The organism is Spirosoma harenae (assembly GCF_054776975.1).
Genome location: NZ_BAAHBD010000008.1, coordinates 344,751 through 356,875, shown reverse-complemented (window position 1 = coordinate 356,875; position 12,125 = coordinate 344,751). Strand labels below are relative to the sequence as shown.

The following is a 12,125-nucleotide window of genomic DNA, read 5'->3' as shown; positions in this document are numbered from 1 at the left end:
CTCGATAAGCTAATACCGGCAGGCTGATAAAACTTGTATCAGCCTGCCGGTATAGGAATTAAAACCAGAATCAATATCCCGGATTTTGGGTAATCGCTTCGTTTTGAGTACGAACGATTTGTGGGATGGGCCACAACAATTTAGTCTGAGTAATAGCTTTACCTTTGGCACTCAAGACTGGAATGGCGCGATTTGTTCGTTTGAGATCGAACCAGCGATTGAATTCAATGGCTAACTCTACCCGACGTTCGTGTTCGATGGCTAAATCGAGCGTTGAATACTTGGCCGATGGATACGTCGCATCGCCAAATTTGGGCAATTTCGAGCGAGTTCTGACCAGATTCAAATACGTCGCATCGCCGGTGGCTTCCGACAGCAGCAGTAGCGCATCGGCGTAGCGTAGTATCATAAAATTGTTGTTAGACAGTGGGTTACCGCCAACTTGGGTGGCTTTGGTATCGGTCCATTTGATGGTATATTTCTGGTTCACAAACGTACCCGCATTGTTGTAACCCGTTGTGAGAGACACATCCCGGCGAGGATCGCCTGTTTCGTACTCGTTATACAGGTCGTCTGTCACCTGATTCATACCACCTCCGTAGAAACCCAGCGTGTTGGTGTTGGGGTAAAAAATCTGATAATATCGGCTGAACGGTGCCGACGCATTGCCTCCCAGAAACTGTACTTCAAAAATCGATTCTTTCGTATTCTTTACGTTAGGGCCCCATAAATCGGCATAATTCGGCAGGAGTGAATACTGATTGCTATCATACAGGCTTTTCAGTACAGTAGCCGCAGCGGCTTTATCGCCCAATGTCAAATACACTTTACCCAACACCATCTGCGCAGCCCCTTTCGACGCTCGCCCGGCAATGGTGATGGCCGACGCTAATGGTAATTTGTCGACAGCAAACGTAAGATCTTTTTTGATCTGATCGTAAACCGCGCTTTGTGGAGAACGCAGAACCGCATAGCTTTCTTCGCCGGTTAGGGGAGTGGTCACAAGGGGTAGATCGCCCCAGAGCTGCACCATGTTAAAATAGTACAATCCACGCAGGAACATCATTTGTGCTTTTACCCCATCCTTATATGCCGCGTCCAGACTTGCACCCTCAATTTTGTTCAGCACAATGTTGGCGTTGAAAATGGCTTTGTAATACTCCTGCCAGAACTGATACACCATCGTGTTCGACGTAGTGAGGCTGTAATCTTTGAACTGCCATTTGTCGGCCTGAATCCCCGAAATATTATACACGATGGCATTGTCGCTCATTTGCTCGTTGGCGTACGAAACCGAACCTTCCGGATGATAAATATTGTATAGCGATGCGTAAGCTGCGTTGACCGCCAGTTCAAAATCGTCTTTCGACCGGAAATTGTCGGCGGTTGGGTTGGAGAGGGGAGCCAACTCTAGAAACGATTCTTTGCAACCCATAGCCAGAAGCCCGATGCAAAGGATTGTGAGAATAGGTTTTATAGCTTTCATACGATTTTATGTCTAGCTTTTTTTTAGCCCGTCTCCTGTTTTAGGAGAGGGGTGAAGAAATCCTAAAAATCAACCTTTAAGCCCATTGTTATCACCCGAGGCAGGGGATACGAACCATAGTCGACGCCGATAAATGCACCGTTTGGTGCGTTGCCCGATGCATTTAATCCATTACCTCCGGCGCTGAATGTACTAGCTCCATAAGTTGTGTTCTCGGGGTCGTAGTTGGTGTACGAACTCCAGAGGTACACGTTCTCAGCGTTCACGTACACGCGAGCCACTTTGAACGGTGTTTTGCTCATCAGACTCATCGGCAGCGTGTACGAAATACGGATGTTTTTCAGGCGCGTAAAGGACGCATCTTCGACCCACAGACTGTGGAATTGATCCTGCAAACCCGTTAGGCCGAGTGTTGCGCGGAAGTGCGTGCCATCGCCGGGATTCGACTCCGACCGCCAGCGGTTATCAACATTGGCAAACATGTTTCGACCGTTGTTCCAGAAACCCAGATACCGGAAATTCTGATTGACAATTTCTCCGCCGTAAGAACCTTGCAGGAAGAAGGAGAAATCGAATCCTTTCCAGGTGAACGTATTGGTCAGACCCGCCATGAAATTAGGCTGATAGTTTCCCAGATTCGTGCGATCATCGACCGTAATTTTACCATCGCCATTGACGTCGCGGATTATGGGATCGCCGGGTTTGGTGGTGCTGTAGTGCGGATAGGCATCGACAGCTGCCTGATTCTTAAATACACCATCTACTACGTAGCCAAAGTAATTTGAAATTGGCTGACCTACTTCGGTTTTTACCGCTACAACGTAGTCCGTATAGATAATTGGCGCATTGCCGGGGCCCAGCTGAAGCACTTCGTTCCGGTTCAGACTAAAGTTGAAATCGGTGGTCCAGCCAAATTTACCTGTTGTGTTTTTGGTGTTCAGATTCAGCTCAATACCCCGATTGCGCATCCGGCCAATATTGGTCAACTGCGTCGAAAAACCTGAAATATCAGGGACTGGCACGTTCAGGAGCATATCGCGGGTGATCGAATTATAATATTCAGCTGATAGCCCAATTCGGTCGCCTAACAGTCTGACATCCAGACCAATGTTTAATTGCGCTGTACGTTCCCATTTCAACCCAGTATTGGCAATGTTACCGATCGCGAGTCCCGACGCCAGCGTAGAACCCGATACGTAGTTGGATGAACCCAGTAAGCTGATAGCACCATAGTTTGGAATCTGGTTGTTCCCGGCAATACCATAACTGGCCCGCAGTTTCAGGCTATTTATCAACTTAACATTCTTCATGAAATTCTCATCCGAAATCAGCCACCCTGCCGATACCGAAGGGAAATAACCCCAGCGCGTATCGGTTCCAAATCGAGAGCTCCCATCCCGACGAATGGCTCCTGTCAGGAAATATTTATTCTGGTAATTGTACTGTGCCCGAGCCAGATACGAAATCATCGCCCATTCTGAAGCCGTACTCGAGCCGCTCGTTACCACACCCGCGTTCAACGTTTCGACAAGGTCGTTTGGGAAATTCCCCGACGTAACGGTAGAAAACTCATCCCGTTGTTTCTGAACGCTATAGCCCGCCAGTACATTTACACTATGGTCGCCAAACTGCTTGTCGTATGTAAGCGTATTTTCCGATAGCCAGTTGAGCATATAGGTTGTTTGAACGTTCCCTTCGGCAGGCAATAGACTCGAATAGCCATATCCCTGATTCTTAACCCGATACGAGTTTAGCCGTGTGTTGAATAGGTTGCCGCTGATGCTTGTCCGAAACTTCAGATCGTCGGTGATGTAGTACTCTGCAAAGGCCGTTGCCAGCGTATTGAACGACTTATTTTGTTTATGGTAAAACCGGGTTAGCGAATACGGATGCCACAGATTCAGGTCGTTGTAGGCCAGGTATTTATTCCAGACCGAATTCGGATCGCGATAGCCCAGATTGCCATTCTCGTTATAAACCGGGAAAATAGGGTCACTCTGTTGGGCGAGGCTGATCACATCACTTTTACCCTGCGTTCCTTCCGTTCGGTCGAAAATCGACGTAGCACCCAGGTTCAGGCCGAGGCTGAATTTATCCGAAACTTTGTGCTTGATATTGGTACGTAATGAGAGTCGTTTGTAGTAGTTCTCATCCAGAACGGCCTGTTGGTCCAGATAAGCGCCCGAAAACAAAAATTGGGTTTTTTCTGTACCACCCGAAACCGACAGTTGCGCGTTATGAGAAGGAGCGACTCGGAACATAACATCCTGCCAGTCAGTACCGTTGCCGAATTGCTGCGGGTTATTGATAAAATCTTCCGGAATCCGATAGGCCGCCGAACGAACACTGTTGGGGTCTGATGCTTTATTGACAGTGGGGTTTAGATCGACCCAGGCGTTATTATGGGCATCGATATAATAATTAATCCATTGCTGGGCGTTCATCAGCGGCACTTTACGTGTAACCTGCTGAATACCATATTCATAACCCGCACTTATATTCGTCTTCCCAACTTTACCCAGTTTGGTTGTTACCAGCACAACGCCATTGGCTCCGCGCGAACCGTAAATAGCGGCTGAGGAGGCATCTTTCAGTACATCGACCGATTCAATATCCTGTGGGTTAATCAGATTGAGATTGAAATTTTCAAGCGGCACTCCATCGACGACAAATAACGGCGTAGTACCCGCCGTAATGGAGCTAACTCCCCGAATGCGGATAATGGGAGCAACACCGGGTGCACCCTGTCCCTGCGTGATGTTTACTCCAGCCACTTTCCCCGCCAGCGACTGCGTAATGTTGCTGAAGGAACGGTCTTTAAACTCGTTGAAACCAACCGACGCTACAGCCCCGGTAATGGCGCGTTTGCTTTGCGTACCGTATCCCACTACCACCACTTCGTTCAGGGTTTTGTTGGAAGGCTGCATTGTTACATCAATTACCGAGCGGTTCGTAACCGGAATTTCCTGCGTTTCGAAACTGATGGAGCTAATTACTAGTACTGCGTCTGTTTCGGCTGAAATGGTGTACTGCCCATCCTGATTCGAGATGGTCCCGTTTTTCGTTGACTTCACCAGAACGGAAGCCCCTGGTAACGGTTTCCCGGTCTCGTCCGTGATTTTACCGCTAATCGAGGCAGCGCGTCCCTGCCCGTGGACATGTGCAAAAGAAAAACAAAGCAAAAGAAAGGCTAAACTAAATAGCCGTAATTGCTGTAGGGTTAGAATTGGACACATATTGGTAGATTTATTCGTATACAAAGAAGGGTATCACGAAAAATTGCTAAATAATATGGTTAAAGGTAATTCGGAGAAGGTAGAGTAACCCTCCTGTACTCTCCTGAAAAGGCTATTTTTTATTTTCTATTTCTTTCTATTTCTTTCTATTGTACTACTTAATGCCCTCATGGAAGCCTGCATTAACCTGATTTTTATGCACAGCTTTGCATTTCTTTTGATTTATGCATTGTCTAGTTTAGCAGGATCCGTTAGAACTATTGTCCCGAATGGGGTTTATTAGAAAACACGACAGAAGTAGCTTATGAGTTGGTCAGCAAAACAATATACCAAATTTGAAACCGAGCGAAATCGCCCGATCTATGACTTACTTGCCCGAATACCAACCCGAAACGTACAAACAGCAGCCGATATAGGCTGTGGTCCTGGTAACTCGACGGAATTACTTTATAAATGCTTTCCTGATGCCGCAATTACCGGAATGGATAGTTCTGAGAATATGATTGACGCGGCTCGAAAGCGACTGCCTGCTATTCCGTTTGAGGTAGCGGATATTGCTGCCTGGCAGAACAAAGGGCCTTTTGATGTAATTCTCGCCAATGCAGCCCTGCAATGGGTGCCTAATCATGAATCCATATTTCCGACGCTTCTCAATAAACTGACACCAGGAGGCACCCTTGCCGTACAGATGCCTGATAATTTCGATGAGCCAGCCCATCGGCTCATGCGGGAAACGGCTGCTGAAGGGCCATGGGCAGAAAAATTGACTGAGGCACAGCATCGGCTAGACCGGCGAAAAGCAGAATGGTACTATGAGTTCCTCAACGAGAGAACGCTTACCCTCGACATCTGGCGAACAACGTATTATCATCCACTCGCTGGGGGAGTCGCTGCTATTGTCGAATGGTTTAAAGGGACAGGTCTGCAACCCTATCTGGCCCCGCTCGATGAACAGGAGAAAATTGCCTATCTCGAACGGTATCAGGAGGCAATTGCGCAAGCTTATCCCACTTTTGCCGATGGCACAGCCCTGTTGCCTTTTCCTCGATTATTTATCGTTGCAGTTCGTAAGTAATCCGTTTCTAGTTTACCGAAGCCCTCTGGCATATTCTGTAAATAAGCAGTTATTTTCGGGAAGATTCTCGTGTTTTCAGTAAAACGAATAGGGGATGGGTCTTTCGAAATGTATTGATTGGTTTCGTTTGTAGAAGCATTGATGCGAGAAAGAATCTTTTCCTTACTTTTGGAAAATCCAGAAATGAAAGAAGTTAGTATGCTGCCGAATCAACGTCGGGATAAAATACTCGAATTATTGAAAGAAGATGGTTCCGCCAAGGTAATCGACCTGGCCCGCATTTTTAAAGTGACGGAAGTAACCATCCGGCAGGACCTCGATAAACTGGAAAAAGATGGGCTCGTAACGAAGGAGCACGGTGGGGCATATCTGAAAAACGTAGAAGATCAAGTTCGAACGTTTTCGCTTGGTAATCAGGAGAATATCGACAAAAAAGAATTGATTGCCGCTAAGTGTCTGGAATTCATTGAAAGTGGCGATAGCATCATTCTGGATTCGGGGTCAACAACCACTGAAATCGCTAAAAAACTGCGGGGCTATAAAAACCTGACAGTCATTACCAACGCGCTCAATATCGCTATGATGCTTGGCGCTGAACCCGGTATTGAACTCATCGTAACCGGGGGCGAGTTCAAGCCACCAACTTTGTCGCTAACGGGACAAAAAGCGGCTGATTTTTTCAAAGGCATCAATGTGCAAAAGTTATTTCTGGCGACGGCGGGTATCTCGTTAAAGTCAGGCTTAACCTACCCGAGTCTCAGCGACCTGGTTGTTAAAAAAGCGATGATTGATGCGGCCGATACGACTTACCTGGTTGCTGATTCAACCAAGATGGGTAGAAGCGCTTTTGCCAGTTTGGGAGCGCTCTCGCTGATTGATTACATTATCACAGACAGTGGTATCGAAGAAAAACACAAGCAGGTTTTTCACGATAATGAGATCGAATTGATTATTGCAACCTAGTATCTTACAGATAATCAGTTCGTCAGCGAAACATTTAATCCTTTCCGTAAGGTATTCTGGATTTCAGCAACCGTGTCAGTGTACCGAATTAGGTCATCAATTTCTTCGGCCGATGCATCGGCAATGACTGTGGCTTTGTATTGGAAATTACGGCCTGGCTCGCCCGGCGCACCGAATTCGCCTGTACAAACAACCTCTACTCCGGATACAGCCATGTTCCGTTTGCTGGCTTCCCGATAAATATCGTTGCAGAAGCAAGTCGCTAAAGCAAGTAGCAGCAGTTCTCCGCCATTTACCGACGAGCCGTAGCCTGACGCCTTGGCTGAAATCTGGACAGATTTTGCATCGTCGTTCGTTTGCACGGTCGCTTCATGCTGGTTAAATGTGTTTTTGACAGTCGCCGACATTTTCATGAGCAAGTAAGTTTTGTCTGTGATTTACAAGTAATTAGTACGCTGAAAGGTTGGCAACTGCGTCGGCTACGGACTGACAGAAATTGATTTGTCTCGATTTGTTGCTTTCAAAAATGAAATCCTTCAGACTCTTACTCTGATAGCGGCTGAAATCGCCTACAATGGCTAGCCGGACTCGATACGTAGAAAATTTTTGCAGGATTTCACCCGCTATCCCAGTCTTTAAATCGAAGAAATCGTTGGTGATAGCCTTCTCGTGAATAATGATCCGGTCGAAATCCTGATAATATACATTGCCTACTAAATCCAGCCCGTCATCTACCGTAGCCATGATGACGTTTTCGGAAATAATTTCTGCAATTTTAACATTACCGATTTGATGTATTTTGATTTCCATCTGGGTGTATAAAAAACGATTGTCAACTATAAAGCCTAAGCCAGCTAAGTACATTTACTGAATTTAGCTACACGCCCAATACGTTCAAAAAGTCCTCTCGATAATTACTGCCGATAGGAATTTCGTATGTGTCGATAAAAACTCGGTTACCCTCAATATGGCTGATTTTAGCCTTGTTGATCACAAACGAGCGATGCACTTGAATGAACTGATTTATAGGGAGTAAGCTGATAAAACTCGAAAAAGTCATACCGGGCATCAACGTACCGGCCGTTGTATTGATCTTGGTGTAGTTCCCATTGGCTTCAGCGAAAAGAAGCTCATCATGCCGGATTTTATAGATTTTTCCATCCGCTTTTACGAAGGTGTGGTCGTCCGATTTTGGGTCGTTCGCTATGAGAATTGGGGTAGGGGCAGGCCGTAAACGATCGAACGCTTTGTCGACGGCGACAATAAAGCGTTCGAGGGAAAAGGGCTTGAGAAGGTAATCGCAAGCGGATAGATCGAATGCATCAACGGCGTATTCTTTGTAGGCCGTTGTGAAAATTACCTGTGGCTGATTTTTCAGGGTTTTCAGAAACGCAATGCCGCTAAGAACAGGCATGTTGATATCTAAAAATAGAATGTCGATCGGCTGTTTTTGCAATTCCGTTTTTGCATCGAGCGCATTATCGCAGGAGGCCACGACGATTAGTTGCGGCAAATGCTTACAGTAGGTTTCAATGATTTCCCGCGCTATGGGCTCATCGTCGACAATCAGGCAGGTTGCTTTTTTCATTTGATTCGAAGCTGTAACTGTACTATATAAAACCCGTCGGCTTCCTGAATGGCTAAATCATGTGCATTCGGATATAATAAATCAAGCCGTTTTCGAACATTGGCCAGGCCCAGGCCACTACTTTTGGCTAGTCCACCAGTTGTTTCTTCGGCTCTGGTAAACGAATTTTTGACCGAAAATAGAATCGAATTGCCCCACAGTTTCAGCGAAATATCAATCACAATAGGTTGCTGGATCGAATTCTTCGCGTGTTTAAATGCATTTTCAATAAATACGATCAGAAGCATCGGCGCAATCCGAATCTCTGTATTAGTCACGTTTTCGATACTTGTGGTTAACGCAAGTTTGTTACCGATACGTAATTTTTCAAACTCAATGTAATTATTGATGTAAGCCAGTTCATTCGTTAGTGGGACGAACAGATCTTTAGCGTCGTATACGGAGTAGCGTAATAGTTCGGAAAGTTTCAGTAATAGGGATGGTGTTTTGTCGGGTTGCGAAATCGAAATACCATACAGATTATTTAACGTATTAAACAGAAAATGAGGACTTAACTGCGACTGAAGTACATGGAGCTCACTCTGGCTATGTTCTGCCTGGGCTTGGGCCGCCTGCAACTGATTCGCAATTCGAATTCGTATTAGTTTGATGAGCATACCTGTCGATATACAGACAATAAAAAGTGGCAGGCTCAGGAAAAACGTATACATGAAGTTCTGATGGCTCTGCAAACTGCTGGCAAAATTGGCACTCATCAACAGGCAACTGACTATAATTAGTGGTAACAAACCGAACAGCCAGCCGGGAATCTGCTTCGTTGCCGGAGTCCATGAGAGTGCCAGATAACGACCGCTATAAACACCGATCAGACAACCCAGCGTAGCGATTAGGGCCGATTCTTCGTCGTTTACGGTCGTAATCGTTTTAGTATAGGTACGAAAAATAAAATAGAGCGGAATGGCCACAAGCCCCCAGACAAAAAAGTGTTCGGGGAGGCCACTATTTCCACCAGACCGGTTCGCTGAATTAGTTTTCACAGGTGTCGTTTTGATTGGCTGACACAAAACTGGGTAACTCAACCAAGATAAGTAAACGAGCCGGACAGACACCTAAAAATGACTGACGAAATCGTACAAACTACTGACCAACCCGTTTGACACCCCAAATCGGCATTCTGTCAGACCGTTGGCCAAGTCCGTCACGATTCTTTTAAGAGCCAACTCCTACGGTCAATCTTTGATACGAACGTAGTGAATCGAACTCTTAAACAACACCCCATGCGACCTGTTTTCTTGTGTATCCTCTTCTTAATTAATCCATTGGTAGGCTTTACTCAATCGCCCATGAAAAGTATTACCGGGCTTATTAAAGACATTACAAACGAACCGTTGCCCGGCGCTACAGTCCGTTTGTTACGTGCGTCAGACTCAACTTTAGTACGGGGGGAACTGACTAGCAGCAGTGGGAAATTTACTTTCGTTGACCTGTTGCCGGATACGTATCGAATTCATGTCACGAGCGTGGGTAATATCGATTATCGAAGCGGAGCCATTCTGATTGACGAGCAACATCCAGCCGTTACGTTGCCAGTTTTTATCGTAACACCTTCAAAAACAATGCTGAATGAGGTTAAAGTGGTGGCAAAAAAGCCGCTGATCGAACAGGAGATCGACCGAACGATTGTGAACGTGGAAGCGATGATTGGTAGTGCCGGAAGCAATACACTGGAAATTCTTGAAAAAACACCGGGTGTTACGGTTGGCACGAATGGTGAAATTAGTTTGAATGGGAAAGCGGGCGTATTAGTCCTGATTGATGATCGACCAACTTACATGTCGGGGCAGGATTTGGCGGCTTATCTGAAATCCTTGCCGGGCGGTTCACTGGAAAAGCTCGAACTGATGACCAATCCGCCCGCCAAATATGACGCAGCCGGCAGTTCAATCATCAATATTCGCCTAAAACGTACTCGAATTCAGGGCTTTACGGGCGGGATTACAGCCGGATTTAACCAAGGTGTTACCAGTCGTAGCAATGATGTTCTTAATCTAAATTACAATCGTAAAAAGATTAATCTTTTCGCTAGCCTTGGCTATTCTAAAGATGGAAATTATGCCACTGACGTTTACGACCGGCGGTTTTATGAGCCCAGTTCCGTGTTAAACTCGTCAGTACAGCTTACGAACCATTATACTTCCACAAGCCATTCCCTTATGGCAAGATTTGGAATGGATTATGCTGTATCGCCCAATACGACGTATGGTTTTGTTCTTACTATTCAGAACAGCCCCCGTCGGGATCGACTCGATTATGTTAGCCAAAGTCGTGATAATCGGGCGGTTATTGATTCGATCGGAACGGGTAATACAGTCGGTATGTATCGGTGGAAGAACATCGGGGCAAATACCAACGTGCAACATACATTTGGAAAAACGGGCCGCGAACTCTCCGCTGATCTGAATTACATTACGTATGGATCGGAGGGAGATCAGTCGTTGCAAACCAGGATAAATCGCCCTGATGGGCCATTGCTCAATAGTCGTCAGTTTGTGTATAAGCTGCCGTATACAATTACCATTTATTCGGCCAAAGTGGACTATGCACATCCATTGGCGAATAAGGCGAAAGTAGAAATGGGGGCGAAGTCGAGCATCGTGACGAATGATAACAACGCGCAATATTTTACGCAAACCGCAAGTAAACTGACGCCCGATTTTGGTCAATCCAATCATTTCATCTACCGCGAAACTATACATGCCGCTTATCTTAATTATCGCAAAGACTGGGGTCGGCTGGCAGTACAGGGCGGTCTTCGGACTGAGAATACGCAGATTGCTGGTCGGCAATTAGGCAACCCCGAAGTGGCCGAAACATCATTTACTCGAAACTATGTAGGATTGTTTCCAACGGCTTTTGTGAGCTATAAACTCGACAGTGCTGGAGCCAATACGCTCACAACCAGCTTCTCCCGGCGGATCAGTCGCCCTAATTATCAATTGCTTAATCCGTTTCTGGCGTATCGGGATCAGTATTCGTTCACGATGGGAAATCCCTATCTGAAACCTCAGTATAACAATCAGATGGAGCTTAAATATCAGCATAAACAATATGTGGGTATCGCCCTGCAATACAGCCAGTTTACGGATATTATTTTTCAGTTAACACAAGCCGTTGGCGATATTTTTATCAATCGTCCCGACAATGTAGCGAGCGGACACATTCTTAGTCTCAACACCAACCTCTCGGTTTCGCCCGCCAAGTGGTGGAACGTTAATGCTAATGTGATGCTGGCAACCTTAAAGCTAAACGGAATGGCTTATTCAGAACGGCTTAATCCGAGACTTTATCATGCCCGAATCAATCTGCTCAATCAGTTGCGATTCGATAAGGGATGGAGTGGCGAATTCAGTGGCTATTACTCGTCCAACGATTTGTCGGGTCAAACCATAACGAGTTCGCGCTACCGGATTGCAGCAGCAATTCAGAAAAAACTCTGGCAGGATAAAGGCAGTATTCGACTAACACTTGAGGATATTTTTCACTCCTGGAAAACAACCGATCGAACCGTTAGCCTGAAGCAGATCGAAGCATTTCATACCAACGAAACCGACACGCAGCGAATTGGCCTGACGTTCACGTATCGTTTTGGAAAAGAGGCCTTTGCCCGAAAGCGGGCTCATTCCGACAATGCCGCCGATGTAGAAAAGAGCCGAGTGAATTAGCCGAAAGTCCATGATCCTGTCTCTGCGTAATGATAATGTACTGATCGGCCCTTAG

9 protein-coding genes are annotated in these 12,125 nt (G+C 46.1%); 3 read left to right on the top strand and 6 right to left on the bottom strand.

Annotated elements, in window-relative coordinates; genetic code table 11:
* Positions 1–70 precede the first annotated feature (70 nt).
* Both ACYVE4_RS09845 and ACYVE4_RS09840 read right to left on the bottom strand, forming a co-directional pair.
* On the bottom strand, positions 71–1,486 hold the full coding sequence (locus ACYVE4_RS09845) for a RagB/SusD family nutrient uptake outer membrane protein (protein WP_461039464.1): 1,416 nt from the start codon (positions 1,484–1,486) through the stop codon (positions 71–73).
* Positions 1,487–1,548: 62 nt separating this feature from the next.
* Complete coding sequence (locus ACYVE4_RS09840; RefSeq protein WP_461039463.1) at positions 1,549–4,722, bottom strand: SusC/RagA family TonB-linked outer membrane protein; 3,174 nt, start codon at positions 4,720–4,722, stop codon at positions 1,549–1,551.
* 304 nt (positions 4,723–5,026) lie between these two features.
* On the opposite strand from ACYVE4_RS09840, the gene tam reads away from it, so the two are divergent.
* Positions 5,027–5,797, top strand: a complete 771-nt coding sequence (tam, locus tag ACYVE4_RS09835; protein WP_461039461.1) for a trans-aconitate 2-methyltransferase — start codon at positions 5,027–5,029, stop codon at positions 5,795–5,797.
* A 198-nt stretch (positions 5,798–5,995) separates the two neighbouring features.
* Positions 5,996–6,760 (top strand): DeoR/GlpR family DNA-binding transcription regulator, encoded by a 765-nt coding sequence (locus ACYVE4_RS09830; protein ID WP_461040373.1) that lies wholly within the window; start codon positions 5,996–5,998, stop codon positions 6,758–6,760.
* 14 nt (positions 6,761–6,774) lie between these two features.
* Here ACYVE4_RS09830 and ACYVE4_RS09825 read toward each other — a convergent pair whose 3' ends face one another.
* The 4 genes from ACYVE4_RS09825 to ACYVE4_RS09810 all read right to left on the bottom strand — a co-directional run bounded on the left by ACYVE4_RS09825 (position 6,775) and on the right by ACYVE4_RS09810 (position 9,385).
* Positions 6,775–7,173: an OsmC family protein gene (locus tag ACYVE4_RS09825; protein ID WP_461039459.1), complete on the bottom strand. Its 399-nt coding sequence runs from the start codon at positions 7,171–7,173 to the stop codon at positions 6,775–6,777.
* Between the two features lie 34 nt (positions 7,174–7,207).
* On the bottom strand, positions 7,208–7,570 hold the full coding sequence (locus tag ACYVE4_RS09820; RefSeq protein ID WP_461039458.1) for a DUF4180 domain-containing protein: 363 nt from the start codon (positions 7,568–7,570) through the stop codon (positions 7,208–7,210).
* 67 nt (positions 7,571–7,637) lie between these two features.
* Positions 7,638–8,348 carry a LytR/AlgR family response regulator transcription factor gene (locus tag ACYVE4_RS09815; protein WP_461039456.1) on the bottom strand — a complete coding sequence of 237 codons (711 nt, stop codon included), beginning with the start codon at positions 8,346–8,348 and terminating at the stop codon, positions 7,638–7,640.
* A complete protein-coding gene (locus tag ACYVE4_RS09810; RefSeq protein WP_461039454.1) occupies positions 8,345–9,385 on the bottom strand; it encodes a sensor histidine kinase in 1,041 nt (346 codons plus the stop codon). The genes ACYVE4_RS09815 and ACYVE4_RS09810 overlap by 4 nt, the downstream gene beginning before the upstream one ends.
* A 240-nt stretch (positions 9,386–9,625) precedes the next feature.
* On the opposite strand from ACYVE4_RS09810, the gene ACYVE4_RS09805 reads away from it, so the two are divergent.
* Positions 9,626–12,070 carry an outer membrane beta-barrel protein gene (locus tag ACYVE4_RS09805; protein ID WP_461039452.1) on the top strand — a complete coding sequence of 815 codons (2,445 nt, stop codon included), beginning with the start codon at positions 9,626–9,628 and terminating at the stop codon, positions 12,068–12,070.
* The last annotated feature ends 55 nt before the right edge of the window (positions 12,071–12,125 follow it).

Excerpts from the sequence above, each read along its gene's own strand:
- ACYVE4_RS09825 (WP_461039459.1), bottom strand. The coding sequence starts at position 7,173 with ATGAAAATGTCGGCGACTGTCAAAAACACATTTAACCAGCATGAAGCG.
- ACYVE4_RS09840 (WP_461039463.1), bottom strand. The coding sequence starts at position 4,722 with ATGTGTCCAATTCTAACCCTACAGCAATTACGGCTATTTAGTTTAGCC.
- ACYVE4_RS09845 (WP_461039464.1), bottom strand. The coding sequence starts at position 1,486 with ATGAAAGCTATAAAACCTATTCTCACAATCCTTTGCATCGGGCTTCTG.
- ACYVE4_RS09805 (WP_461039452.1), top strand. The coding sequence starts at position 9,626 with ATGCGACCTGTTTTCTTGTGTATCCTCTTCTTAATTAATCCATTGGTA.
- ACYVE4_RS09820 (WP_461039458.1), bottom strand. The coding sequence starts at position 7,570 with ATGGAAATCAAAATACATCAAATCGGTAATGTTAAAATTGCAGAAATT.
- ACYVE4_RS09815 (WP_461039456.1), bottom strand. The coding sequence starts at position 8,348 with ATGAAAAAAGCAACCTGCCTGATTGTCGACGATGAGCCCATAGCGCGG.
- ACYVE4_RS09830 (WP_461040373.1), top strand. The coding sequence starts at position 5,996 with ATGCTGCCGAATCAACGTCGGGATAAAATACTCGAATTATTGAAAGAA.
- tam (WP_461039461.1), top strand. The coding sequence starts at position 5,027 with ATGAGTTGGTCAGCAAAACAATATACCAAATTTGAAACCGAGCGAAAT.